This window comes from Pseudomonas sp. EB271-G4-1, from assembly GCF_058791355.1.
Window position 1 is genome coordinate 1 of the sequence record NZ_JBYTEO010000045.1, and the last position, 25,349, is coordinate 25,349.

The following is a 25,349-nucleotide window of genomic DNA, read 5'->3' on the forward strand; positions in this document are numbered from 1 at the left end:
GTTAGCTCAGTTGGTAGAGCAGTTGGCTTTTAACCAATTGGTCGTAGGTTCGAATCCCACACGACCCACCATTTTTGAAACCAGTTAACGCTGGAATCGAATCTTAAGATCAGACGCCAAAAGCTCTGTTCGCAGAAGGCGCCTTTCAAAGGTGCCTTTTTTTTACCGGGGTATAGCGCAGTCCGGTAGCGCGCCTGCTTTGGGAGCAGGATGTCAGGAGTTCGAATCCCCTTACCCCGACCATATTAAAAATCCTCGTATCGAAAGATACGGGGATTTTTTTTGCCTGCTAATTGCTTGCCGCGGATCAACTGTAGGAGCAGCCGGTCGACGCTCGAATGCTCGCGAAGATCGTTAACGAAAACGCAGCGTTTCTGGTTTAACGCGGCGCTCTCAGGTTCTTCGCGAGCATGCTCGCTCCTACATAAAGCAGCTTGATCAGTGCAATTTCAGGCGCGGCTCTGTCCCGCGCCCAATCTTGCTGCCCAGCATCAGCATCGCAGTGCGAAATGGCCCGTATAGCGCCATCTGGTGCATGCGGTACAGCGACACGTAGAACATCCGCGCCAGCCAACCTTCCAGCATGACGCTACCCGTCAGGTTACCCATCAAGTTACCCACAGCCGAAAAACGCGACAGCGAGATCAGCGATCCGTAATCGGTGTACTTGTAAGAAGGCAGAGGCTTGCCTTCGATCCGCAGTTTCAGTGACTTGGCGAGCAACGACGCCTGTTGATGCGCCGCCTGGGCGCGTGGCGGCACATTGCGATCAGTGCCCGGTTGCGGGCAGGCCGCGCAGTCACCGAAGGCGAAGATGTTCTCGTCACGAGTGGTTTGCAGGGTCGGCAGCACTTGCAGTTGATTGATGCGGTTGGTTTCGAGGCCATCGATGTCCTTGAGGAACCCTGGCGCACGAATCCCGGCGGCCCAGACTTTCAAGCTGGCGTTGATCACTTTGCCATCTACGGTGATCAGGCTGTCGGCCGTCACCTCGCTGACGGCGGCGTTGGTCATGACATTGACCCCGAGTTTTTCCAGGGTTTTATGCACCGGGCCGCCGATTCGTTCCGGCAGGGCCGGTAGCACGCGAGGCCCGGCTTCGATCAGGGTGATGTGCATGTTTTCCGGTTTGATCCGATCCAGGCCATAAGCCGCCAGTTCATGGGCTGCGTTATGCAGTTCGGCGGCCAGTTCGACCCCGGTGGCACCGGCACCGACAATGGCGACACTGATCTGCTCGACCTTGTCGGTCTGCCCCGCATGGGCGCGCAGGTAGTGGTTGAGCAACTGCTGATGGAAGCGCTCGGCCTGTTTGCGGGTATCCAGGAACAGACAGTGCTGCGCTGCACCCTGGGTGCCGAAATCGTTGGTGGTGCTGCCGACGGAAATCACCAACGAGTCGTAAGGCACTTCCCGGGCAGGCACCAGTTCCAGGCCGGCGTCATCATAAGTGGCGGCCAACTGGATTTTTTTATTGGCGCGATCAAGCCCGCTCATGCGCCCCAGTTGGAATTGGAAGTGGTTCCATTTTGCCTGGGCTACATAGTTGAGTTCGTCTTCGGACGAGTTCAACGACCCGGCCGCGACCTCGTGCAACAGCGGTTTCCAGATGTGGGTCAGGTTCGCGTCGACCAGCATCACGCTGGCCGTGCCGCGTTTGCCCAGAGTCTTACCCAGACGGGTAGCCAACTCCAGACCGCCGGCGCCGCCGCCAACGATGACAATACGATGAGTCATGGGGATATCTCGCAAGGCTAAAAGAAATCGGTGCAATTACCCGAGCGAGCGCCAAGCAGCTCATAGCGTCAGGTAACTGATAAGTCGGCTCAACAGGCCCAGGCCAATGGTCACTGCCAATACCAGCACAAGGAGCATCCACGGCCGGAAAGGCCGGCGCTCGACTTGGTGTTGGGACAGTTGCAGATACGCTTCGACATGCTTTTGGTCTTCGGGGTTCAGGCGGCTGGTCATAAAAGGCCTCGTCAGGTAGACGTTGCTGAAGGTTAAGAAGCTACAGGCAGACTCAACGAACGTTGAACGGAGCATAGCCGCTGTCAGTTAGGGGCTCGACGCTCACCCTGTCGTCCAGGCGAATGATGCCACTTTGTAGCACTCGGGCGGTGATTCCGCCATGCCCGCGCACGGCCTGAAAGGTCCCCGGGCCCAGGTTGTTCTGCAGGCGTGCGCAGGGCTGGCACCAGCCAGTGGTTTCGAAAATCGCCTGGCCGATGCGAAAACGCCGGCCCTTGAGGCTGAACAAGTTGATGCCACTGATAACGAGGTTGCGCCGCAAATCTTCAGGCTTGACCGGTTGATCGTCCGGGCGGCCCATCAGCGAACTGATCACTGCCAGATGCTCCCACTGAATCAGCGTCACCTGCCGCGCATTGCGCACGCCGGGGCGGGCGCGATCGCCCGTCAAGCCGGCCTCCAGTCGCGCTTCCACGGCCTCCAGTTCGATCATTGGCACGTGACGTTCCGGGCGCACGCCAATCCAGCGTACGCGGCCGATCTGCGGTACTTCGGCAATCAGTTCCTGCAATGGGCTCACAGGCTGATCCCGACGTCGAACACGATGCTGCGTCCCAGGTTGCTGCGCAGGAAATCCGGCGCATCGGGATGAGCGAACAGCACGCGGGCGAAGGTCGGGCCCACCAGTGACAGCGAGCGCCAGCCCTGGCGCAGGTATTCGGTGGGCGGTGGGAAATGACTGTTGAGGTCCAGCACTTCACGCTTGAGGCTGGCGAAGGCAATGATGTCAAGCTCGCCCAGGTCCATGCCGCGCTCTTTGTAGTTGTGTGCTTTTTTGCGCAAGGTCGGCGCCAGCCGCAACAAGAACTCGTTGGCCGGTATGCGGCGGGGCTTGGCTTCGCGCCGTACCAGCTGGCTCAGGGAGAACGCACTGCGCCGCCTCTGCAATTCGTCGCGCCATTCATCATTGAGGCGTCGGCCCTCGTCGAGCACGAAGAACACCTCGAAATTGGCGTCGCGAAACAACACGTCCGGCGGTTCTCCCGCCGGAGCAAATTCGTCGGCCCGGTAGGGAATGTTCAAGCCTTGCAGCAGGCGTTGGCAGACCCAACGCTCGCGCTCCCATTTGCGGGCATTGGACAGGAACGCGTTGGCTTGCTCGGCCGCAATGGTCAGCAGGCGTAAGTAATCTGAATCATCCATACGCCCAAGCTTAGCGCTCAAATGCGATTGTAAAGAAGACAGTTTATCGGAGAGGGGCAATTGCGCGCGCCTCCCAGCCCGGTTCAGGGCGCTGCACAAAACGGATAGTGGTCTGCGCGATGCGGATATTGACCCGAGCCTGTTGACTCTACCCTCGGCTGTACGGACGTGAGCCGTGCTTCCGCTGCTCCTGAAAAAAACAACAACAAGAGATGAATGCCATGCGCAAGATCGACGTACATGAGGTTATCGACAATGCTCGGTTCAACCGCTTCCACTGGATGGTGCTGTTCTGGTGTGCCCTGATCATCATTTTCGACGGTTACGATCTGGTGATCTACGGCGTGGTCTTGCCGATGCTGATGAAAGAGTGGGGGCTCAGCCCTCTGCAAGCGGGGGCGTTGGGCAGCTATGCACTGTTCGGCATGATGTTCGGTGCGCTGTTCTTCGGTCCGCTGTCGGACAGGATCGGCCGCAAGAAAGCCATCACGATCTGCGTGATGCTCTTCAGTGGTTTCACCGTGCTCAACGGGTTCGCCCGAAACCCCACTGAGTTTGGTCTTTGCCGCTTCATTGCCGGACTGGGCATTGGTGGCGTGATGCCCAATGTCGTGGCGTTGATGAACGAATACGCGCCGAAAAAAATCCGTAGCACCCTGGTAGCGATCATGTTCAGCGGCTACTCGGTGGGCGGCATGCTGTCCGCCGGCCTGGGTATAGTGCTGATCCCGAGTTTCGGCTGGCAGTCGGTGTTCTATGTGGCGGTCCTGCCGTTGCTGCTGTTGCCGCTGATCATGTATTTCCTGCCCGAGTCAGTGGGGTTCATGCTGCGCCAGGGGCGCAATGACGAAGCTCGCAACATTCTCCAGCGGATCGACCCGGCCTACGTCGCAGAGGCCGATGACCAGTTGCACATGAGTGAAGTGAAGGGCACCGGGACCCCGGTGTTGCAGTTGTTCCGCGAGGGCCGTGCACTGCGTACGTTGATGTTGTGGCTGGCGTTTTTCTGCTGCCTGCTGATGGTCTACGCCTTGAGCTCCTGGCTGCCGAAACTGATGGCCAACGCCGGTTACAGCCTGGGCTCGAGCCTGTCGTTCCTGCTGGTGCTGAATTTCGGCGCGATCTTCGGCGCAGTTGGCGGCGGTGTGCTGGGTGACAAGCTCAATCTGCCGCGTGTGCTATCGGTGTTCTTTGCCATGGCGGCGGTGTCGATCACCCTGTTGGGCTTCAATAGTCCGATGCCGGTGTTGTACTTGCTGATCGCTGTCGCGGGTGCCACCACCATCGGCTCGCAGATTCTGCTTTACGCCTGCGCTGCCCAGTTCTACTCAATGAACATTCGGTCCACCGGTCTTGGCTGGGCTTCGGGCATCGGGCGCAATGGTGCGATCGTCGGACCACTGCTGGGTGGCGCTTTGCTCGGGATCAGCCTGCCGCTACAACTGAACTTCATGGCGTTTGCTTTGCCTGGTGCGATTGCCGCCATTGCCATGACGGTGTTCGCCATCAGCAGTCGGCGCAGTGCCCGACAATCCCTGTTGGATGATCAGCAGGGCTCGTCTGGCGGAGCTGTCGGCGAGGCTTCATGAAAACCTTGCTGCGGGATTTTTCCCTGTCTGCGGCCGTCGCCGGGTTCATCGCCACCGTGATTTCCTACGCCGGCCCCCTGGTGATTATTTTCCAGGCCGCCGAGGCAGCGCACCTGTCGCGCGAAGTGCTGTCGTCGTGGGTCTGGGCGATTTCCATCGGCAGCGCCGTGCTTGGCATCGGTCTGAGTTTGCGTTACCGCGTGCCGGTGATCATCGCGTGGTCGGCACCCGGTTCGGCGTTGCTCGTGGCGCTGTTGCCAGGGATCTCCTTGCCGGAAGCGGTGGGCGCCTATCTGGTCAGCAGCCTGATCATTTTCCTGGTCGGGGTGTCGGGGGCGTTCGACCGGATCATCGGCAAGCTGCCGGCAGCGGTGGCGGCAGCGATGCTGGCGGGGATTCTGTTCAGCTTCGGCACCGGGTTGTTTGTCTCGTTGCAGGGTAAGCCGTTGCTGGTGCTGGCGATGTTTGCCACGTACCTGATCTGCAAACGACTGATGCCGCGTTATGCGGTGCTGATGGTCCTGCTGGTGGGCTGCTCGATGGCATTGCTCGCCGGAGATCTGCATGGCGAGGCGTTGGTCGTCGGTATGGCCACGCCGGTGTGGATCACTCCGGCGTTCAGCCTCAGCGCGACGCTGAACATCGCCTTGCCGCTGGTGATGGTGGCGCTGACTGGCCAGTTCGTTCCTGGCATGGCGGTGCTGCGCGCCAGTGGTTACGCCACGCCATCGGGCCCGATCATCGCCAGCAGCGCATTGGGCACGGCCCTGCTGGCACCGTTCGGTTGCCACGGGCTGAACCTGGCAGCGATTACCGCGGCTATTTGCACTGGCCGCGAAGCCAACGAAGACCCTGGCAAGCGTTACGTGGCCGGGGTGATGGGTGGCCTGTGTTACCTGGTGCTGGGGATCTTCGGCGCCACCCTGGTCTCACTGTTTTCGGCATTCCCCAAGGAACTGATCGCGGCCCTCGCCGGATTGGCGCTGTTCGCTGCGATTGCTGGAGCGCTGGCGGGCGCGATGGCGGTGCCAACCGATCGCGAAGCCGCGCTGGTGACCTTTCTCACCACAGCCTCGGGTATGTCGCTGTTTGGGTTGTCCGCGGCTTTTTGGGGACTGATTTTCGGCATGGCCACCCACTTGATATTGAACGCCTGCCGCTCCGTCTCGCGCAGTGAGTCCACTGCAGAAGCACTTCAACCTGTCGATCAATAAAAATAAGAGAAAAAACGATGAAACAGATTCTCCCAACAACCGGTTCAGTGTTGTCCATGGCTGTCGTCTCGAGTTTCTCCACCGGCACGATGGCCGCCGAGAGTGGTTTTATCGAAGACACCACGGCCACCTTGCAAGCGCGCAATTACTACTTCAGCCGGGACTATTCCGACATCGTCGGGGCCAATCAACAATCGAAGGCCGAGGAATGGGCGCAGGGATTCATTCTCAACGTCAAATCCGGTTATACCCAGGGCACCGTCGGCTTCGGCGTGGATGTCATCGGCCTGCTCGGCCTCAAGCTCGACAGCAGCCCGGACCGGGTCAATACCGGTTTGCTGCCGGTGCAGGATGACGGGCGTGCGGCGAACGATTACAGCCGCCTGGAGGGCGCCTTGAAGGTGCGCTACTCCAAAACCGAACTGAAGGCGGGTGAATTGCAACCCAACCTGCCGGTGCTGGTGTTCAGTGATATCCGGCTGCTACCGCCCAGCTATCAGGGGGCAAGTATCAGCTCCAATGAGATCAATGGCCTGACATTGCAGGCCGGCCATTTGAATTCGACCAGCCTGCGCAACGAAGCCGGTGACGAAAAGATGCAAGCCATGCTCGGCCATGTGCCGCAGCGTCAAGTCAGCAGTGACGGTTTCAACTTTGCCGGGGCCGATTACGCCTTCAACGATAAACGCAGCTCGGTCAGCGCCTGGTACGGGCAGCTGGAAGATATCTACAACCAGCGCTTCCTGGGGCTCAAGCACAGCCAGCCGACGGGCGACTGGATATTGGGGGCGAACCTCGGCTACTTCGATTCGCGCGAGGACGGCAAGAAATTGCTGGGCAACATCGACAATCAGGCATTCTTTTCGCTGCTGTCGGCCAAGCGTGGCGGTCACACTTTTTATGTCGGCTATCAGGGCATGTTCGGAGACAGTGCCTTCCCGCGGGTATTTGCCAACATTTCGCCCTTGGGCAACGAAGTACCGACCTACGAGTTTGCCTCCACCGACGAGCGCTCCTGGCAGGCGCGTTATGACTATGACTTTGCGGCCCTGGGAGTACCGGGGTTGACCAGCACCCTGCGCTACATCAGCGGCAACAATGTCGATACCGGCAAGGGCTATGAGGGAAAGGATCGTGAGCGTGACCTGGACATCGGCTATGTGCTGCAGAGCGGCAGCCTCAAGGGCCTCGGTATCCGTGTGCGCAATGCAATGGCGCGTTCCAACTACCGCAGTGATATCGATGAAAACCGCTTGATCCTGAGTTACACCTGGACGCTGCTCTAATTGCCAAGGCGGATCACAGGCTGCTGGTGCAATCACCGATGACGTTGTACGTCACGCGGCGGGTCTGGCCCTGATGATCGATATAGACCATGGTCGCTGGTACAACCCCGCAGGCGGTCGCAGTGTCTGACACCGAAACCACCTTGGCGATGTCCAGCGGCTGCGCCGGGTTGTACAGGACAGCGAGGGGCTCGTTTTCAGCGGCCATGGCCGAGGTGGCGACGAGGGTCAGAAACAGGCTGATCAAGGTTTTCATTATGGCGAGTTCCATGTGGATTCGATGGGTAAAGTCTAGTCTTTGCCACCGCTGGATAAAGGGGCGAACGCCTGATACAGCCTTACATGAAACGTAACAGTCACCCAGCCTGGAGGGCTCATGGATTTGCTTAACAACTTGCGCGTGTTCGTCCGTGTCGTCGACTGCGCAAGTTTCACCGCCGCGGCCGATGCGTTGGAGTTGTCCACCGCGCAAGTCTCGCGCCTGGTCGCGGACTTGGAGCAGCATGTGCAAGCCCGCCTGCTGCAGCGCACCACACGGCGCTTGAGCCTGACCGAGGCCGGCGAGCGATTCCTGCTGCGCAGTCGTCTGATACTTGAGGAAATGGAGGAGGCGACCGCAGAGGCTCGCGGTGCGCATCTCAAGCCAAGCGGTCGGTTGCGGGTGCATAGCATGAACGGCCTGGGGGTGCTGATCACGCCGCTGATTGCTCGCTACAGCGAGCTTTATCCCGATGTGGTGTTCGAGCTAACCCTGTCGCAGCGCAATCCCGATCCGTTGGAGGAAGGGCACGACGTGGTGATTTCGACTGCCCACGAACTGGCCGATTCGCAATTGGTCGCCCAGGCCGTCGGGCAGTTCTACAGCGTGCCCTGTGCTTCCCCGCAATACCTGCAACGCCGGGGTGTGCCGGACCATCCGCGGGTGCTGGACGATCATCAGTGCTTGCGCATGCTCGACCCGTTGTACAGCGATCAGTGGGTGTTTCAGGACGAGGAGGGCGAGCATGCGGTCAGCCCGTCCAGGACTTTTCAGTGCAATGTTGCCGAGTCGATGGTCAAGGCTTCGGAAGCCGGCATGGGCATCAGCCTGATTCCGTTCTACACCGCCACGCGGCCCTTGAGCGATGGCACCTTGTTGCGTTTGCTACCGGACTATCGGCCGCGTCAACGCAATGTGTATGCGGTGTATCCGTCGCGACGCTTTCTCGATGCCAAGGTTCGTACGTGGGTGGATTTTCTCAAGGCTGAGCTGCCCAAGCTGTTCGCCGAACATGAAGCGGTGATTAACGATCCCCGGCATTGGGCATGAAGTCGAGGGGGCGGCAAAGGGCGGTGTAGACTGAAGGCCTGTTCTCTATTGGCAAGCCAAGGGAGTGTGTCCTGTCATGATCGGTGCCGAGTTGCTGTCACCTGAAACCCTCACGGTGGGGTGGCTGATCTATGTGCCGGTGCTGATCTGGGCCGTTGCGCGAGTGTCCTGGGTCGAGCTGTTCAGCGACAGCCGTCGCCAGCACTTGCTGTTCGGCACGGTGTTTGCGCTCTTTGCGTTGTGGCTGGTGCGGCGCGATTTCGATACCGGCGTGTCTTATCACTTCATCGGCATGACCGCGGTGACGCTGTTGCTCGACTGGCCGCTGGCAATCGTTGGTGGATTGGTGGCGCAGACGGGACTGGTGCTGCTGGGCCGTCAGGACCTTGTGGCCATGGGGGTCAATGGCGCGCTGTTTATTTTATTGCCAGTGTTGATCACCGAATGCTGTGCGATTCTGGTGGAGCGCGCGCAGCCCAGAAATCCCTTCGTGTACATCTTCGTTTCCGGTTTTTTCGCCGCAGCCCTTACAGCGTTGCTGTGCCTGGTGCTATCGCTGACATTGTTGTGGTACGACGAGCGTTTTGCCATGCCTTACTGGCTCGAAGACTTCATCGGCTACCTGTGGCTGCTCATTTTTCCGGAGGCGTTCATCAACGGCATGGTGGTCAGCGCGCTGGTGGTGTTCTCCCCCGAGTGGCTCGAAACTTTCAATCGCACGCGCTACCTCTCGGCGCCCTGGAAGGACGACGATCCCAAGTCTTGAGTCCTTTCAAATCCGCCGTTTCAATCGATCAATTGATCAATCAGAACCACGTTGGAATAGATCAGGCTGCCATCGCTCGCCCGGTGTCCGACCAGATGGAACTGACCACGCTCGTAGTGCAAATACACGCGCATCTGACAGTCGGACAAGGGGCCGTAACCCTCTGGCAAGTCCAGGTTCAATGTGTCCATGTCGACATCGACCATGACTTCTTTCAACCCAGGGGTCTTCTGCAAGCGTTCTTCCGCTTCCTCCAGCCGTAGATGAAGAGGGCCGTCGACGTAAAAACGTATCTCACCTATTGGTTCGGATTTTTGGTCGGCGCTGGGTTTCCACCTGCCTTCGAGCGTCAGGTCACTCATGACGAATCCTCCATCGGGGCTGCTGGACTGCAATTGAGTATAGCCGCCAACCGGGTTTCGCTTGCCGACCTATACTTTGCAATGACTTTACCACCGCGGGTGGTAGTTGCCTGTCGTGCCTGGACGTCAGTGGCGATGCTTGCGCATAACCAACGAACAACAGGAATAGGATGAAGAGAAATGGCGATAGCAATTATCTTGATTCTAATCGTTATTGCCTCAGTGCTCTTTCATGTACTAGCGCCTTGGCATGCAGCACCGCCCGCTTCCAACTGGGGATCAATAGACACCACACTGTTCATTACTTTGATCATTAGCGGAATATTTTTCATCGCCATTACGGTATTCATGGCAGTCGCCATAATGCGGTATCGCCATAAGGAAGGCGCCAGGGCGCACTACCAGCCGGAAAGTAAAAAGTTGGAGTTCTGGTTGATTGTAGTGACCTCGATCGGTATCGCCGCCATGTTGGCGCCAGGCCTGGTTGTCTACAACGAGTTCATCCGGGTGCCGAAAGAGGCTTATGAACTTGAAGTCGTTGCTCAACAGTGGCAGTGGACCTATCGTTTTCCCGGGCAGGATGGGAAGCTGGGTAGGTCGGATATCAAGTTTGTCGATGCCATCAATCCCCTCGGCATTGATCCCAAGGACCCTGCCGGACAGGACGATATACTTATAAAAAATAATGAAATCCGATTGCCGCTGAATAGGCCGGTAAAAGTTTTACTTCGTTCTAAAGATGTGTTGCATGATTTCTATATCCCGCAAATTCGCAGCAAGATGGATATGGTGCCAGGGATGGTGTCTTACTTCTGGTTTACTCCAACTAAAACCGGCAAATATGAGGTCCTGTGCGCTGAGTTTTGTGGCGTAGGCCATTACAACATGCGCGGCCAGATGATCGTGGAGGAGCAGGGCGCCTTTGATCAATGGCTGAGCGGCCAACCGACCTTTGCGCAGACCTTGGTGAGCACTGCGAAACCAGGTCAGGACAGCGTGCTGGAAAAAGGTCGCCAGTTGGTCGAACAATACGGCTGCAGTGCCTGCCATAGCCAGGATGGCAGTACCCGTCTTGGTCCGACCTGGAAGGGGCTGTACGGTCGCACTGAACAGTTTGCCGACGGCAGCAGTGCGCTGGTCGATGAGGCTTACCTGAAAGAGTCGATTCTCAAGCCGCAGGCCCGCCTGGTGCAGGGCTACCCGCCGGTGATGGTAGCCTATACTCTCAATGACGATGAACTGACGGCTGTCGTCACCCTGATCAAATCACTGGGCGGCGCGCAGCAGGAACCTTCTGCCAGCGAAAAACTGGACAGGGGGGACGACTTGGCGACTCAGGGGCAGCGGCTATCCGAGTCGCTCGGCTGTCTGGCCTGCCACAGCGTCGATGGCAGCAAGGGTGTCGGCCCCAGCTGGCAGGGCCTGTATGACTCGACAGTGACGCTTGCCGACGGATCGAGTATCAAGGTCGACGAGGGTTATCTAAAGGATTCGATCCTCAATCCCGGCGCCAGGATCGTCAAAGGCTATGCCGCCGTCATGCCGGCCTTTACGCCGACTGATCAGGAGTTGAACGCACTGATCGCCCTTATCAAATCCAAAGCCAATGCCGATGCGAGCAAGGCGCAACCAGGGAAGTAGCCGTAAACAGCCAGGAATGCACTGAAACTTCGACAGGAGGATGACGTGATGGCTTATGCGGAGCAAGCCGAAACAGAAGCACTGCACGAACCCAAGAGTTTCCTGACCAAATACATCTGGAGTCAGGACCACAAGGTCATCGCCGTCCAGTATTCCTTGACGGCGCTGTTCGTGGGGCTTATCGCCGTGGTGTTGTCCGGCTTGATGCGCATGCAGATAGGCTTCCCCGGCAGTTTGGCGTTCATGGATGCCAGTACTTACTATCAGGCGATGACCATGCACGGCATGATCATGGTCATTTACTTGCTGACGGCCTTGTTTCTGGGGGGCTTCGGTAACTATCTGATCCCGTTGATGGTGGGCGCCCGCGACATGGTCTTCCCCTACGTCAACATGCTCAGTTACTGGTTCTACCTGTTGGCGGTAGTGGTGTTGCTTTCCAGTTTCTTTGTCCCGGGCGGCGCCACCGGTTCGGGCTGGACGCTTTATCCGCCGCAGTCGATCAGCCAGGGCACACCTGGGTTCGAGTGGGGCATCGTGCTGATGCTCATCTCATTGGCGATCTTTATTGTCGCCGCCACCATGGGTGGATTGAACTATGTCACCACGGTGTTGCAGGCGCGCACGCACGGTATGACGTTGTTTCGCATGCCGCTTTCGGTGTGGGGCATCTTCATGGCATCGATCATGGCCTTGCTGGCGTTCCCGGCGTTGTTTGTCAGTGCGGTCATGATGCTGTTCGACAAACTCCTGGGCACCAGTTTCTTCATGCCGGCGATGGTCTCGCTGGGGCAGCAACTCGATCACCAGGGCGGCAGCCCGATATTGTTCCAGCACCTGTTCTGGTTCTTCGGCCATCCGGAGGTCTACATCGTTGCGCTCCCCGCGTTTGGCCTGGTCTCCGACCTGATCAGCACCCATGCGCGTAAAAATATCTTCGGTTATCGAATGATGGTGTGGGCCATCATTGCGATCGGCGTACTCAGCTTTGTGGTCTGGGCGCACCATATGTATGTCAGCGGCATGAACCCCTACTTTGGCTTTTTCTTCGCCGTCACCACCTTGATCATCGCCGTGCCGACGGCACTGAAAGTCTACAATTGGGTACTGACCCTGTGGCGGGGCGACATCCATCTCACCGTACCGATGCTGTTCGCCCTGGCCTTTATCGTCACCTTCCTGGTCGGCGGCCTGACCGGATTGTTCCTGGGTAATGTGATCGTCGATATTCCGCTCTCGGACACCTATTTCGTCGTCGCCCACTTCCATATGGTCATGGGGGTCGCACCGGTGTTGGTGGTGTTCGGCGGCATTTACCATTGGTTCCCGAAAGTCACCGGGCGCATGTTTAACGACACCTTGGGCAAGTTGCATTTCTGGATAACTTTTCTGGGCACCTACGCGATCTTTTTCCCTATGCACTATCTGGGCTTCCAGGGGATGCCGCGCCGCTACTACGCCTATGACAACTACGCGTTCATTCCACAGTCGGCGCACGAGTTGAATGCCTTCATTACGGTGGTTGCATTGACCGTCGGTGTTTCCCAACTGCTGTTCGTGTTCAACATGGCCTGGAGTGTATTCAAGGGTAAACCCGCAGGCAGTAACCCCTGGGGCGCGGCCAGTCTGGAATGGCAAACACCGGACACACCGCCGGTACACGGTAACTGGGGCGAGAAACTGCCAGTCGTGCATCGTTGGCCCTATGACTACAGCGTGCCAGGGATAGACCAGGATTTCGTGCCGCAAACGGTCTCCGCCGAGGAACTGGAGCAAATGCGGCAACGCAGCGAGGGCACCAGGATAGCGGACGTCAAGACATGAACAGACTGCTATTGAGAAATGCCGATGGCGCTGACCCCGGCGGCAGTTGGAATCGCGATCCTGAAGGTATTCAGGCCGGCGAGGGTGCCGATAGAAGCCACGTTGCAAAAACCGGCCTGCGCCTGTTTCTGGCAGTAGTGAGCTCGCTGTTCTTTCTCTTCCTGCTCGCCTTTATCGCCCGCTCGCAAATGGCCGACTGGCTACCCCTGACAGAGCCCATGGCGCCGTTGGCCAATCCTTGGCAATTGTGGGTGAATTCGGCTTTTCTGGTATTGAGTTGCATCTCTCTGCAGTGGTCGCGCATGGCCGCCCGCCGGGCTCGAATGGACGCAACGGTCATTGCTTTTGTAGTAGGGGGAGGATTTGCCATTGCCTTTCTGGCGGGGCAACTCTGGGTCTGGCAGCAGTTCGTCGCCTGGGGCTACTTTGTCGCCAGTAACCCAGCCAACAGTTTCTTCTACCTGCTGACTGGCGTGCACGGCCTCCACCTGTTGGGCGGGTTGGTGGCCTGGGGCAGGACCGTCGGCAAGTTCCTGCGTCAGGTGCCGTTGCCGCAACTCAGCGCCAGCGTAGAGCTCTGTGCCATCTATTGGCACTACCTATTGGGTCTTTGGTTCGTGCTGTTCGCGCTACTGACCAGCACGCCGCAAACCTATGAAACCATCGCCAGACTCTGCGGCCTGAGGTGAAAAACCATGGCAGCGCATCCACAAGCCCCAGTCGAGTCGGATCCAACAAGCCCGTTGCCTGCACCGGGATGGCAGGGCATCGCCAGCGACTGGGCCTCGGATAAAGACGCCTTCAAACAGGTCCCCTGGGGCAAGGCGATGATGTGGATATTCCTGCTGAGCGACACGTTCATATTCACCTGTTTCTTGACCGGCTACATGTCGGTACGCATGACCATCACCGACGCCTGGCCCAATCCCAGTGAAGTGTTTGCATTGACGATCGGCGGTAGGGAAATCCCGCTTATCCTGATCGCCATCATGACTTTTGTGCTGATCAGTAGCAGCGGCACCATGGCCATGGCCGTCAATTTCGCCTATCGCCGTGATCGCGTGAAAACCACGGCCCTGATGCTGGCGACCGCTGCCTTGGGGGTGACCTTCGTCGGCATGCAGGCCTTTGAATGGAGCAAGCTCATCGCAGAAGGGGTGCGCCCTTGGGGAAACCCCATGGGGGCGGCGCAATTTGGTGCCAGCTTTTTCATGATTACCGGTTTCCACGGACTGCATGTATCCATCGGCGCCATCTACCTCAGCATTGTGGCGATGAAGGTATTGCGCGGAGATTATGAGCGCTCCGGCAACTATCAGAACGTCGAGATAGCCGGGCTTTATTGGCACTTCGTGGACTTGGTGTGGGTGTTTATTTTTGCTTTCTTCTATTTGTGGTAGAGGAGCACGGATGATGGCGCATGCTCAAGGTCAGCAACATCCAATCAGTTTGTACCTGAAAATCTGGGGACTGTTATTCGTCCTCAGCACACTCTCGTACCTTGTCGACTATTTCCATTTTCACGGCTATCTCAGGTGGGCCCTGATTATTACGTTCATGTTGTTGAAGGCAGGCCTGATTGTCTCCATCTTCATGCACATGGCTTGGGAACGGTTGGCACTGGTCTACGCCATATTGGTGCCACCGTTGTGTCTGCTGGTGCTCGTCGGACTGATGGCCACCGAGGCGGATTATATTTTCCTCAGTCGGGTCATCTTCTTTGGCCAATAAGCGGCCATCAGTCTTCGGCAGTTAACCTGATATCACTCGCTTGAACTGATGCCATTTGTGCTGCCAGGCTACTGTCCAGTGGGGTGCTGCCGCTCCCGTGCCAGCGATTTCCAGCATGGGATGATGTCCGATGACCTGGTCCAGTACCGTTTCCTGATTCGGCTCAACATCCACGAAGAAGATGTGCTTGCCCTCATGCACCGCCTGCTTGAAATTGCGGAAGTGAGAGTTCGGCACCTGGAATCCAAAGAAGCCGCCTTCCCAGATGCAGAAGCCCAAAACAACCACGGCAAGGAAGACGAAGGGTGTCCAGCCTGCGGCGGATTCGGTCCAGCCCATCCAATAGGCGCCACCCAGGACCACTGCTGCGAGTGGGATACCGACCACCGCACCAATCTCACCAGAGTGAACGGCGTCCTGTTCCATTAACGAGCTGATTTCGTGGAGGTGATGTTGTTCAACATCAGCAACCTGTTCACTGAGCACATGAATTTGTTCGGAATTGATGCCGCTGGCTTCCAGCTCATTTTCAACGGCTTCAAGATCGTCGAGATTGTCACTGATGTAATAGTGTCGATTCATGCCACACCTCCCATCTCGTGTTGGCGGTGAACCTCCTTTGTCCTGCAGCCAATAACCGAGATTTTGCCGTCGGTAACGGTACCCGTGGGGAACGTTGCACATTCATGCAATTCGAGAGAAGTATAGCATTCGCTAATAAGCCGGATTTCGGGGCGCAAGCTCTAAAAGTCAAGGCCTGGCTCACTCCCTGGCACAGGCCAGGCCCCTGATGATCCGGATCAGTGGCGCGGGTCGAAATCGCCGCTGAACATTTCGTCCTCGGCATCCGGGGCCACTGGAATCTTGTGCTCTTCCGACGCCCAGGCGCCTAGGTCGATCAGCTTGCACCGGTCCGAGCAGAACGGCCGGAATTTGCTCTCGGGGCTCCATTCGACAGGGGCACCACAGGTTGGGCATTCGACGGTTGAAATCTGGCTCATGACTGGCCTCCACGCAAAGTAAGGTAAAAGTGATGCAGGCGTTCGACCTCGCTGTGCAGCCAGGCGAGGTCGCGGTCGTTGACCACTACGTCGTCGGCATGGCTTAGGCGATCCTGACGGCTGGACTGGGCCTTGAGGATCGCCTGGACCTGCTGTTCGCTGGTCTGGTCACGCCGCAGGGTGCGTTCGATCTGCAGCTGTTCGGGGGCATCGATCACCAGGACCCGTTGGGTCATGGCGTACTGGCCGGATTCAATCAGCAGTGGCGAAACCAGGATCGCGTAAGGTGATTTTGCCAGCGCCAGGTGATGGGCAATCTCTTCGGCGATCAGCGGATGCAACAAGGCTTCCAGCCAGAGGCGTTGCTCCGGTACTTCGAAGATCAGTTTACGCAACGCGGCGCGGTCCAGTTGCCCATCGGCTTGCAACACCCCCGGACCGAAGTGTTCGGCAATCTTTGCCAGCGCCGGCCGACCGGGTTCCACCACCCAGCGAGCGGCATGATCGGCATCGACCGCATGCACGCCCAGGTCGATGAAATGTTGGGCCGCCGCACTTTTGCCGCTGCCAATGCCGCCGGTCAAGCCGAGAATCCAGGGTTTTTCCACAGGGTTATTCATTTCAGACCGACAAACTGCCAATAGAAGGCGGTTATTTGACCACCCCAGAGCAAGGCAATCCAGCCGGCAATGGCCAGATAGGGGCCAAAAGGGATAGGCGTCGCTGTTTGTGCCTTGCGAAGGCGCAGGTAAATCGCGCCGATGATCGCACCCGCCAGGGATGACAAGACGATCGTCAGCGGCAGGATCTGCCAACCGCCCCAGGCGCCAAACATCGCCAGCAGCTTGAAATCCCCATGCCCCATGCCGTCCTTGCCGGTGATCAGCTTGAACACCCAGAACACCGTCCACAGCGCCATGTAGCCGGCAATTGCACCCCATAACGCTTCAGGCAATGGGACGAACAGATCGAGGCTGTTGACGATCAGCCCCAGCCACATCAGCGGTAGCACCAGTACATCGGGCAATAGTTGATGCTCGGCGTCGATCAGGCTCATGGCCAGCAAGCCCCAGGTCAGGAGCATTGCCATGCCGGCTTGCCAGCCGAAGCCGAAGTGCCAGGCAATGAACGCCGACAGGAGGGCGCAGGCCAGCTCAGTCAATGGATAGCGTTTGCTGATCGGCGTTGCGCAGGCGGAACAGCGCCCGCGCAGGAACATGAAGCTGAACACTGGAATGTTTTCCCAGGCGCGAATCCGGTGGCCGCAATGTGGGCACTGGGAATGCGGCAGCATCAAATTGAAAGTCGGCAGCGACGTTTCGCCGGGCAGCCCGAGGATCTCATGGGCCTGCACGCGCCACTCGCGCTCAAGCATCTTCGGCAGGCGCCACACCAGTACGTTGAGGAAGCTGCCGACCAGCAGGCCGACCACCCCGGCGATGACGACGAAAGCCAGTGGGTAGTGGGTAAGCATATCGTTCAAGGGCATGTCAGATCGCTGAGCCGAGTTGGAAGATGGGCAGGTACATTGCGACCACCAGGCCGCCGACAATAACACCCAGCACCACCATGATGAACGGTTCCATCAGGGTGGTGAGGGAGTCGACCATATTGTCGACCTCGTCTTCGTAGAAACCTGCCACCTTGTCGAGCATGTCGTCGAGTGCGCCCGACTCCTCGCCTATGGCGGTCATCTGAATGGCCATATTCGGGAAAATACCGGAAGTGCGCATGGAAAAATTCAGCTGCATACCCGTCGCAACGTCCTGTCGGATGCGCAACACCGCGCGTTTGAACACGATGTTGCCGGTGGCGCCGGCCACCGATTCCAAGGCCTCGACCAGCGGCACGCCAGCGGCGAAGGTCGTCGACAGCGTGCGGGCGAAACGGGCCACGGCGGACTTGTACATCAAGGTCCCCACCAGCGGCAGTTTCAGCAGCCAGGTGTCCATTCGGTCACGAAAACCTTGCGAGGTTTTCAGGGCATGGCGTACAGCGAAAGCAGCCGTGACCAGTACGCCCAGCAGCATCCACCACCATGCTTGCATGAATTGCGACAGGTCGATGACCATCAAGGTAAAGGACGGCAATTGAGCGCCAAAGCCCTTGAACACCGATTCGAATTGCGGCACCACCTCGACCAGCAGGATGCCAGTCACGATGATCGCAACACACACCACGATCAGCGGGTAGGTCATGGCTTTCCTGATTTTCGCCTTGAGACTTTCGCTTTTCTCCTTGTAGGTCGCCACCCGTTCCAGCAGCGTGTCCAGCGCGCCAGCCTGCTCCCCGGCGTCTACCAGGTTGCAGTACAACTCATCGAAATATTGCGGTTTTTTACGCAGGGCGGTGGCGAAGCTATTGCCCGCCGCCACTTCCTGTTTCACCTCATCAACGAGCTTGCGCATGGCCGGGTTATCGAAGCCTTCACCGATGATGTCGAAAGACAGCAACAACGGCACGCCGGCTTTCATCATGGTTGCCATTTGCCGGGTGAAAAGGGCGATGTCCTGGGCCTTGATACGTTTGCCCAGATTGAAAATCGACGTGGTTTTCCTGCGCACTTTGCCGGGGTTGATGCCCTGCTTGCGCAATTTCGTCCTGATCATTGCCGGGTTCTGGGCGCTCAATTCGCCCGTCACCTTCGTACCTTTCCTGTCTGTGCCTTCCCAGGTGTACACACTGGTTCTTGCTGCCTTGACTGCCATGTTCAGTCCTTGCTGACCCGGTTATAACCGCCGTTGCATTGATTGCAATCGACCGCCTCATAGATCGTGAATGTGCCGATGCGTTCCTCGGGGTTCCGGGCGCAAGCAATTGAAGACTTATAGCCTAGTCAAGCGGGGGAACAAAACCTGCGGTCTTGAGGTGACAAAAAGTGTCAGATAGTGCGGTTCCTGGGGGTAGGAAGGGCTTCGTGGCAACGATTGCACCCCGCGAACAAGGTACGTCGGGCTTGGCATGGGCTGTGCTGCAGCAGGTGCAGATCATGAGATTTCGACTCATGCACGGAGGCTGTCATTGAATAATCAAAAAGGCTTTACCCTGATCGAGTTGCTGATAGTCGTGGCGATCATCGGGATCCTGGCGACGTTTGCGATCCCTGCTTACTCCAAGTACCAGGCGCGGGCCAAGGTCACGGCAGGTCTTGCCGAGATTTCAGCATTGAAGGTGGCGTTTGAAGACTTGATGAACCAAGGAACAGATCCGGACCTGACGCAGGTGGGCGGCTCCGCCACCACGTCCAACTGCGCCACGACCGCAGTGGGCAAAGCAGCAGAAGGTACTGGCACAATTGGTTGCACAATCCTCAATGCTCCGGCGCAGGTGTTGAATAAAACCATTACCTTGACCCGCTCGTTGACTGGCTGGACGTGCACCACCGGTGTCGAACAGGAGTATGCGCCAAAAGGCTGCAAGGGCGTTGAGCCAAAGGCCTGATCCATCGGCTTGTGGGCCCGATACCCCGCTCAGTGCGGGGTATTTTTTTTGCTCGCCGTTCAGCGATTTCGAGTAATTGAGAAAACTTCCAAAAATTCATGGCCTTAGGCCTTCTTCAAAACCCGCAACTTGCATGTAGATAATTTCCAACTCATGCATTTTGCATGATTGTGAAAAATAACTGTTTTTATAAGTCGTTGATTTATAAGTAATTGTTGTCTGTTTCAAAGTTGGCACAGCGTTCGCAATATCTCTGGTAACCCTGCTGACACGCTAACCAGCAGACTTTCCAGAAAAACAGGAGTTACTCGTATGAAGAAGTTCGCTATTGCTGCCGCTGCTGCTACCGCGTTGACCCTGACCATGGCCAACGCTGCATTTGCCCAGGCTCAGGCCACACAAGCACCCATGATGCTGGCCGCCGGTGAAGTCACCGAAGCGAAAGAGGATGTTTCCGATACCTGGATCACTACCAAAGTCAAAGCAGACCTGGTCACCGAAAAAGGCATCCCAGGTACCGATATCAAAGTAGAAACCAACAAAGGTGTTGTGTCCCTGTCGTCCACCGTTGCGGTAACGGATGCCCAGAAAGCCACCGCCGTGTCCATCACCAAGAAAATCAAAGGCGTCAAAGCGGTCTCTGCTGACGGCCTGAAAGCCGATTAAGGCTAAGACTTCTCGCCTGGACTGGGAGAAGGCGCGGCAGACGGGCTGAGTCATACGTCTGCCGCAACCTTGTAGTTCATGCGACCGGCCATAAGGATGTGGCCATTACAGGCCCTGGCATTCGTGTCGGGGCCTGTTCTATTCAAAGCAGAGATCGCAGCCTTCGGCAGCTCCTACATGGGTTTGTGTAGACCAGTAGGAGCTGCCGAAGGCTGCGATCTTTTGCTGTTGCCGTTATTCGGCGTCCAGATGCAGGGGCGTAACGACCTTGCCGTCTTTTTCCGCTTCGCCCAACTGGGCATCGATGAAGTACACACGGTCATCGGCGAGCTGGCCTTTATCGACCAGATAGTCCTTGATGCTGCTGGCGCGTTCCTGGCCCAGCTCACGCAACAGCACTTCGCTGGAACTCCAGAACTGGATAACCTGCTCGCGCATTTTCGCGGTGCGTTCTTCTTTGCCCAGGTCTTTCCATTCAGCAGGTGGCTGGACCTTCAGGCGCGTGCGATAGATCCCTTCCAGCAGCGGACCTTTCTCGCTATCGGGTACCTCCAGCAAATTTGCCTTGGCCGGAACCTTGTCGCCACGGCGCTGGAGCATTTTGTAGTAGTTGTACTGATATTCCCGTTCCAGGCGTTGCTCGGCGAGCAGCGGGCCGTCGCTGCTCTTGGCGGCAGTGCCTTCGATTTCCAGGCGCAGGGCCGGACGTTCCTTCAGGGCCTGGGACAGTTTGACCAGCGCCGCTTCGGCGTCCTTGTTCAGTTCACTGGAACCCGGTGCGAATGCCACGGTACCCAGGTCTTGCGAACCACCACCGGCCACCAGGCCGCCAATGAGTTTGAACGGCGCGGCAGCGGCCTTGACAATCAGGTTGCGCAGGGTCTGCCAGACAATCGGCATCACGCTGAACTGTGGATTGTTCAGGTCACCGCTGACCGGCAGTTCAATGGAAATCTTGCCATCGACATCCTTGAGCAAGGCGATGGCCAGTTTCAATGGCAGGCTCACGGCGTCCGGGCTGTCGACCTTTTCGCCCAGTTGCAACTGTTCGACCACCACTTTGTTCTCAGCCTTGAGCTGGCCCTTGACGATCACGTAATGCAAATCGAGGTTGAGTCGGCCCTTGCGGATGCGATAACCGGCGAACTTGCCGGAGTAGGGGGTTAATGTAGTCAGTTCCACGCGTTTAAAGCTGGTGGCGATGTCGAGGCTGGCCATCGGGTCGAACGGATTGACCGCGCCCTTGATGGTCACCGGTGCATAGCGGTCAACCTTGCCTTTGATGTCGACGCTGGCCGGTTTCGCCTGACGGCTGTCGATGGTGCCGATCGAACCGTTGAGCTGCTGAATGGCGGTGGCGAAGTTCGGAGTCAGGCTGAAGTCGGCGAAGTTCGCAGAACCGTCGTTGATGGCAATGCCGCCGATGTGGATGCCCAGGGGCTTGTCCTTGCTGGCGGTGGGTTTGGCGGCGGCGGGCTTGGCGCCGGCGTCGGCCGGTTGCGGGATCAGCAGGTCATCGATGTTGGTGGTCCGGTCATCGTTGATCATGAAGCGCGCATAGGGTTGCAGCAGATTGATCTTGTCGATCGACAGGCTGTCGCCGTGTTGGTAGTTCAGGCCTTCTACCACCAATTGTTGCCACTTGAGAAAGTCGCGGGTTTTCAGGGTGTCGAGGGTATGCAATTGATCGACCTGGGCGCGGCCGGTGACGCTGAGCGCCAGCGGATCGGTGCTTTTCAGGTTGACCGCCAGGTCGCTGCCGAGCATGCCACTGCGCAGTTCCAGGCGAATGAACGGGCTGATGTAGGACTGGGCGACGCGCAGGTCGATGTCCTTGGTCTGTACGTTGAGTCGGGCGCTGACCGGGGCCAGGTTGACCTCGCCATCGGCCGTGAGCTTGCCCTGTTTGCCTACGCCGGTGTCGAGCTTGAGGAGGAAGGGCGAGCCATTGAGACTGTCGAACTTCTGCAAGTCGAGATTCAGCGGGCTAAGTTCCAGTTCCACCGCAGGTTGTGCTTTGCGGTCCGCCAGATGCACTTTGTAATCGCGCAATTGCACATCATTGAGAAGCACTTGCCACGGTTTGCCTGGCGTCGCGGGTTCGGGTTTCGGCGAATCGGCCGCCGCCGGGGTGCTCGGCGGTTCGGCGTTGGCCTTGGCCGCTGGTTTGGACGGTTGGCTGGCGAACAGTTTCTGCCAGTCGAGTTGCCCGTCGGCTTCCAGGGCTGCCCAGGTTTCCAGCTTGTGGCTGCGGATCTTGCCGACCACCACTTGTTGCTTTGCCAGGTCGACAGTGGTTTCGCTGATGTCCAGGCGTTCGAGTCTCGCCAGCGGCCGTCCATCCGGGGCCTTGATCGCGAAGGGGGCGATACTGACCGCGACATTGTTCAGCAGCAGTTCGGTTTGCTTGGACAGGTTGAGTTTGTAATCGGTACTGAGGCTGAGTACGCCACTTTCGAGGTCCAGCGGCACGGCGTCGCGCACATAGGGCCAAAAAGCTTTCATCTTGCCGTCGGTGATTTTCAGCTTACCTTCGGAGGCGAGAGGGATCAGGCTGAAGTTGCCGGTCCAGTCGATCTGGCCGCCGTTGGGACCAATTGCCACCAGTGTCATGTCGGCACTGTCTTCCGGCAGGGTGCTGAGGTTCTTGAGTTCGAAATCGAGCTTGTCGTAGAGGAATTCGATGGCTTCGCTGGGGCGTGCATCCTTGAAGTGCAGCGATCCGTCCACCAGTTTGATTCGGTCGATGCGCAGCGGGAATGGCTTGGCGTCAGGGTCGACGGGTGTCGGTTCGCTGGTCGGCAATTTGAACAACCCGATCAGGTTGAGCTTTCCGTCCTTGCCGAAGAGCACCTCGGTCTTGGATTTTTCCAGCTCGATATCCGACAGGTGCAGCGCTTTGGTCCAGAGGCTGTCGAGTTGCAGGTTGGCGTACAGGCGCTCGAAGCCGACCTGCTCTTTGCCGGGCTCGCCAATGTTCAGGCCCCAAAGGGTTACTTCAAGGCTGAATGGGTTGAGTTCGATCCGTTGGATCGTGGCGGGCGTCGTGGCGTAGTTGGCCAGTTGCTGGTTGGCAACGCGCAACGCGATGCCGGGCAAAATGAGAAAGCCCAGCAGACTGTAGAGGGCCAGAGCAGTCAACAAGGCGCCGATGGCGCGAATCAATCCTTTGTACATGTATGGCTTCATCTGTCTGGATCGGAGTGCCTTGGAGTATGGCACGCGATTTCGGTTCCGAAGTCCTTACATCGGGCGGGATGTATCTGAAAACAACGGCGACTTTCAGAGCTGCAGAATCAGGGTTTTCAGGGGCGGCTGCTGATCCATCGACGGGAAGTCGGCGCCCGGTTTCATGACGGTCCACTCCCGTACCGGACGGCCGGCCTTCTCGGCGCAACGCAAGACCTGCTCGCGCCAGTCGTCCATGCTGACTTTTGCCAGGTTGTTGCAGCAGATCAGCACGCCATTGTCAGCGGTGGTCAGCAATGCCGGCTTGAGCAGGCTCTGGTAGTCGCGAAGCAGGTCGACGGTGCCAAAGGCACTCTTGGCCCAGGCAGGGGGATCGAGCAGCACCAGGTCGTACTGGCGCTGTTCCAGGCGTTGATAGCTCGGCAATTTCTGCCCACGACGCTGGCTGACAGGCAGGCCGGCCAACTGGCGAATGGCCGGGAAGTAGTCGGACTGGATGAACTCCATGGTTGGCAGTTGCGGGTTGAGCAAGCCATTCTCGCGCCCGACCGCCAGGTTGCCTTCGGCGAAATCCAGGTTGCACACCTGGCTGGCACCACCGGCTGCGGCGCTGAGGCCGACCCCGCAGGTGTAGGCGAACAGGTTCAGCACGCGCTTGTTCTTGCTGTGCTCCTTGACCCAGCCACGGGTGTTGCGCAGGTCGAGGAACAACAGCGGGTCTTGCCCGGCATGGCGCCCGCGTACCCGGTAATTCAAGCCCCACTCGTGGCCAACCAGGTCTTGCAGTGCGGCTTCTTCGGCGCGGTAGACGGTGTCTTCACGGTCGATGCGCGAGTTGCCGCGGGAGCGGTCGTTATAGACCAGCAGGGTTTCCAGCCCCAGGTATTGATTGACGATTTCATGCAAGTGCAGCAACGCCTCGCGGTCCAGCGACTGATGGAAGCTTTGCACCATCAGTTGTGGGCCATAGCGGTCGATCGTCAGCCCCCCGGCGCCTTCCTGGCTGCCATGGAACAGGCGATAGCAGTCGGTGCCCTGGCTGTGCAACTCGGCCAGCAGGTCCTGGCGATGTTCAAGGGCGGCGCGCAGCGCCTGATTCAAGGAAGACATGCTGGGCGCCTACAGGAGGAATTGGGCGCGGGAGTTTAACAGCTTGAGCGCAGTAACACTTGTAGGAGCGAGCATGCTCCGGGCGGCGTTCCGACGATGATCGTCAACGATGACGCTGGGTGCCTGACACTCCGCGCAGTATTCAAGTCCATCGCGAGCATGCTCGCTCCTACGACAGGCCCATACGCCGTTTCGCACGATGCACCGAGCCATTACGCACCGCCCAGCGCAGCATCGGCGCACTGCGATTGACACTGGCGCGGATCAGTTTGCGTTGCAGCGGCCCCTGGCTCACACCGAGCATGTCACTGGCCCAATCCGGCAGCAGGTCGATCCCGGCCTGCATCATCAACCCGCCGAAAGGCCGGGCTAAACGGCTGGGGGAGGGAGCGTTCAACAACAGGCGAAGTACTTCACGACTGCGCTCGTCGCACAACAGTTGCGGGCGAACGCGCTCAAGATAAGCGGCAATTTCCTGCCGGGAGCGCGGCACGTCACGGGCGCCCAGGCGCTCGGCGACTAACGCGATCTCTGCGTAATAACGATCCTGATCGGCCAGGGACAGCTGCGGATTTCGATAACGCAGGTGCGCTGCTAGGAAGTTGCTGACCTCGGCGACGTGCACCCAGGTCAGCAGGTCGGGATCGCTGGCGGCATAGAGCCGGCCATCGGGCGCGGTGCCGGTGATTTGCAGGTGGATGGTGCGCACCTTTTCGATCAGCCAGTCGGCGTCCTGTCGTGAGCCGAAGGTGGTGCCGGAGATGAATTGCCCGGTGCGGCGCAAGCGACCGAGCATATCCTCGCGGAAATTCGAATGGTCCCACACACCGGCCAAGGCCAGCGGGTGCAGCGCTTGCAGCATCAGGGCGCTGATACCGCCGATCAACATGCTACTGAAGTCGCCGTGGACTTGCCAGCTCACTGAATCCGGTCCGAACAGCCCAGGATCGCCCTTGGGGTTTTCCAGGTCGAGCTTGCCCAGGGACAGGCCGGTCAGGCTCATGATCTGGGTTTCGATACGGCTGCGAATGAATTCCATGGTGTCC

Annotated in this window: 26 protein-coding genes and 1 tRNA gene; 13 read left to right on the top strand and 14 right to left on the bottom strand. The window is 58.3% G+C overall.

Going from position 1 to position 25,349, the window contains the following annotated elements; genetic code table 11:
* Positions 1-166 precede the first annotated feature (166 nt).
* Positions 167-243, top strand: a tRNA-Pro gene (locus AC3WWR_RS21000).
* A 195-nt stretch (positions 244-438) separates the two neighbouring features.
* Here the strand turns inward: AC3WWR_RS21000 and AC3WWR_RS21005 are convergent.
* From AC3WWR_RS21005 to AC3WWR_RS21020, 4 genes are read right to left on the bottom strand one after another with little or no spacing between them, the layout of a single operon-like run.
* Complete coding sequence (locus tag AC3WWR_RS21005; RefSeq protein ID WP_020798623.1) at positions 439-1,737, bottom strand: NAD(P)/FAD-dependent oxidoreductase; 1,299 nt, start codon at positions 1,735-1,737, stop codon at positions 439-441.
* Between the two features lie 60 nt (positions 1,738-1,797).
* Complete coding sequence (locus AC3WWR_RS21010) at positions 1,798-1,971, bottom strand: DUF3094 family protein (protein WP_020798622.1); 174 nt, start codon at positions 1,969-1,971, stop codon at positions 1,798-1,800.
* A gap of 52 nt (positions 1,972-2,023) precedes the next feature.
* Positions 2,024-2,551 carry an MOSC domain-containing protein gene (locus AC3WWR_RS21015; protein ID WP_033039503.1) on the bottom strand — a complete coding sequence of 176 codons (528 nt, stop codon included), beginning with the start codon at positions 2,549-2,551 and terminating at the stop codon, positions 2,024-2,026.
* The gene (locus AC3WWR_RS21020) at positions 2,548-3,174 is read right to left on the bottom strand and encodes a DUF1780 domain-containing protein (protein WP_003228301.1); all 627 of its coding nucleotides are present in this window, start codon (positions 3,172-3,174) and stop codon (positions 2,548-2,550) included. Before AC3WWR_RS21020 ends, AC3WWR_RS21015 begins: the two co-directional genes overlap by 4 nt.
* A gap of 221 nt (positions 3,175-3,395) precedes the next feature.
* On the opposite strand from AC3WWR_RS21020, the gene AC3WWR_RS21025 reads away from it, so the two are divergent.
* From AC3WWR_RS21025 to AC3WWR_RS21035, 3 genes are read left to right on the top strand one after another with little or no spacing between them, the layout of a single operon-like run.
* Entirely contained in the window at positions 3,396-4,763 is a 1,368-nt protein-coding gene (locus AC3WWR_RS21025; protein WP_020798620.1) for an aromatic acid/H+ symport family MFS transporter, read from the top strand.
* On the top strand, positions 4,760-5,977 hold the full coding sequence (locus AC3WWR_RS21030; RefSeq protein ID WP_492599031.1) for a benzoate/H(+) symporter BenE family transporter: 1,218 nt from the start codon (positions 4,760-4,762) through the stop codon (positions 5,975-5,977). The genes AC3WWR_RS21025 and AC3WWR_RS21030 overlap by 4 nt, the downstream gene beginning before the upstream one ends.
* A gap of 17 nt (positions 5,978-5,994) precedes the next feature.
* A complete protein-coding gene (locus AC3WWR_RS21035) occupies positions 5,995-7,263 on the top strand; it encodes an OprD family porin (RefSeq protein WP_248676999.1) in 1,269 nt (422 codons plus the stop codon).
* Positions 7,264-7,276: 13 nt separating this feature from the next.
* Here the strand turns inward: AC3WWR_RS21035 and AC3WWR_RS21040 are convergent, their stop codons facing one another.
* Positions 7,277-7,519, bottom strand: coding sequence for a DUF2790 domain-containing protein (locus AC3WWR_RS21040; protein ID WP_033039509.1), 243 nt, complete (start codon positions 7,517-7,519; stop codon positions 7,277-7,279).
* Positions 7,520-7,639: 120 nt separating this feature from the next.
* On the opposite strand from AC3WWR_RS21040, the gene AC3WWR_RS21045 reads away from it, so the two are divergent.
* Both AC3WWR_RS21045 and AC3WWR_RS21050 read left to right on the top strand, forming a co-directional pair.
* Complete coding sequence (locus AC3WWR_RS21045; protein ID WP_020798616.1) at positions 7,640-8,572, top strand: LysR family transcriptional regulator; 933 nt, start codon at positions 7,640-7,642, stop codon at positions 8,570-8,572.
* Between the two features lie 76 nt (positions 8,573-8,648).
* On the top strand, positions 8,649-9,338 hold the full coding sequence (locus AC3WWR_RS21050) for an energy-coupling factor ABC transporter permease (protein ID WP_020798615.1): 690 nt from the start codon (positions 8,649-8,651) through the stop codon (positions 9,336-9,338).
* Positions 9,339-9,358: 20 nt separating this feature from the next.
* Here AC3WWR_RS21050 and AC3WWR_RS21055 read toward each other — a convergent pair whose 3' ends face one another.
* A complete protein-coding gene (locus AC3WWR_RS21055; RefSeq protein WP_492599032.1) occupies positions 9,359-9,700 on the bottom strand; it encodes a hypothetical protein in 342 nt (113 codons plus the stop codon).
* A gap of 180 nt (positions 9,701-9,880) precedes the next feature.
* On the opposite strand from AC3WWR_RS21055, the gene AC3WWR_RS21060 reads away from it, so the two are divergent.
* Genes AC3WWR_RS21060 through AC3WWR_RS21080 form a run of 5 tightly spaced genes read left to right on the top strand, consistent with a single transcriptional unit; the run spans position 9,881 to position 14,896 of the window.
* Positions 9,881-11,341: a cytochrome c oxidase subunit II gene (locus AC3WWR_RS21060; RefSeq protein WP_033039513.1), complete on the top strand. Its 1,461-nt coding sequence runs from the start codon at positions 9,881-9,883 to the stop codon at positions 11,339-11,341.
* A gap of 48 nt (positions 11,342-11,389) precedes the next feature.
* A complete protein-coding gene (gene ctaD, locus AC3WWR_RS21065) occupies positions 11,390-13,165 on the top strand; it encodes a cytochrome c oxidase subunit I (protein WP_020798611.1) in 1,776 nt (591 codons plus the stop codon).
* The gene (locus tag AC3WWR_RS21070) at positions 13,162-13,854 is read left to right on the top strand and encodes a cytochrome c oxidase subunit 3 (RefSeq protein ID WP_020798610.1); all 693 of its coding nucleotides are present in this window, start codon (positions 13,162-13,164) and stop codon (positions 13,852-13,854) included. The genes ctaD and AC3WWR_RS21070 overlap by 4 nt, the downstream gene beginning before the upstream one ends.
* A 6-nt stretch (positions 13,855-13,860) precedes the next feature.
* Positions 13,861-14,565, top strand: coding sequence for a heme-copper oxidase subunit III family protein (locus tag AC3WWR_RS21075; protein WP_033039518.1), 705 nt, complete (start codon positions 13,861-13,863; stop codon positions 14,563-14,565).
* Positions 14,566-14,578: 13 nt separating this feature from the next.
* Positions 14,579-14,896 (top strand): cytochrome C oxidase subunit IV family protein, encoded by a 318-nt coding sequence (locus tag AC3WWR_RS21080; RefSeq protein WP_033039536.1) that lies wholly within the window; start codon positions 14,579-14,581, stop codon positions 14,894-14,896.
* 21 nt (positions 14,897-14,917) lie between these two features.
* Here AC3WWR_RS21080 and AC3WWR_RS21085 read toward each other — a convergent pair whose 3' ends face one another.
* The 5 genes from AC3WWR_RS21085 to AC3WWR_RS21105 form a co-directional block, all read right to left on the bottom strand.
* On the bottom strand, positions 14,918-15,478 hold the full coding sequence (locus AC3WWR_RS21085) for a hypothetical protein (RefSeq protein ID WP_020798607.1): 561 nt from the start codon (positions 15,476-15,478) through the stop codon (positions 14,918-14,920).
* A 218-nt stretch (positions 15,479-15,696) separates the two neighbouring features.
* Positions 15,697-15,897, bottom strand: a complete 201-nt coding sequence (gene yacG / locus AC3WWR_RS21090; RefSeq protein ID WP_020798606.1) for a DNA gyrase inhibitor YacG — start codon at positions 15,895-15,897, stop codon at positions 15,697-15,699.
* Positions 15,894-16,517 (bottom strand): dephospho-CoA kinase, encoded by a 624-nt coding sequence (gene coaE, locus AC3WWR_RS21095; protein WP_033039521.1) that lies wholly within the window; start codon positions 16,515-16,517, stop codon positions 15,894-15,896. Before coaE ends, yacG begins: the two co-directional genes overlap by 4 nt.
* Positions 16,514-17,386: a prepilin peptidase gene (locus tag AC3WWR_RS21100; RefSeq protein ID WP_020798604.1), complete on the bottom strand. Its 873-nt coding sequence runs from the start codon at positions 17,384-17,386 to the stop codon at positions 16,514-16,516. Before AC3WWR_RS21100 ends, coaE begins: the two co-directional genes overlap by 4 nt.
* Before the next feature lies 1 nt (position 17,387).
* On the bottom strand, positions 17,388-18,605 hold the full coding sequence (locus AC3WWR_RS21105) for a type II secretion system F family protein (protein WP_033039523.1): 1,218 nt from the start codon (positions 18,603-18,605) through the stop codon (positions 17,388-17,390).
* 313 nt (positions 18,606-18,918) lie between these two features.
* Between AC3WWR_RS21105 and AC3WWR_RS21110 the strand changes: the two genes are divergently transcribed.
* Positions 18,919-19,338, top strand: coding sequence for a pilin (locus AC3WWR_RS21110; RefSeq protein WP_020798602.1), 420 nt, complete (start codon positions 18,919-18,921; stop codon positions 19,336-19,338).
* A gap of 312 nt (positions 19,339-19,650) precedes the next feature.
* Positions 19,651-20,004 (top strand): BON domain-containing protein, encoded by a 354-nt coding sequence (locus tag AC3WWR_RS21115; protein ID WP_033039525.1) that lies wholly within the window; start codon positions 19,651-19,653, stop codon positions 20,002-20,004.
* 234 nt (positions 20,005-20,238) lie between these two features.
* Here AC3WWR_RS21115 and AC3WWR_RS21120 read toward each other — a convergent pair whose 3' ends face one another.
* The 3 genes from AC3WWR_RS21120 to AC3WWR_RS21130 all read right to left on the bottom strand — a co-directional run bounded on the left by AC3WWR_RS21120 (position 20,239) and on the right by AC3WWR_RS21130 (position 25,342).
* Positions 20,239-23,193, bottom strand: coding sequence for a DUF748 domain-containing protein (locus tag AC3WWR_RS21120; RefSeq protein WP_033039526.1), 2,955 nt, complete (start codon positions 23,191-23,193; stop codon positions 20,239-20,241).
* 93 nt (positions 23,194-23,286) lie between these two features.
* A complete protein-coding gene (locus AC3WWR_RS21125; RefSeq protein ID WP_033039528.1) occupies positions 23,287-24,303 on the bottom strand; it encodes a class I SAM-dependent rRNA methyltransferase in 1,017 nt (338 codons plus the stop codon).
* Positions 24,304-24,472: 169 nt separating this feature from the next.
* Positions 24,473-25,342 (bottom strand): oxygenase MpaB family protein, encoded by an 870-nt coding sequence (locus AC3WWR_RS21130; RefSeq protein ID WP_033039530.1) that lies wholly within the window; start codon positions 25,340-25,342, stop codon positions 24,473-24,475.
* Positions 25,343-25,349 lie beyond the last annotated feature (7 nt).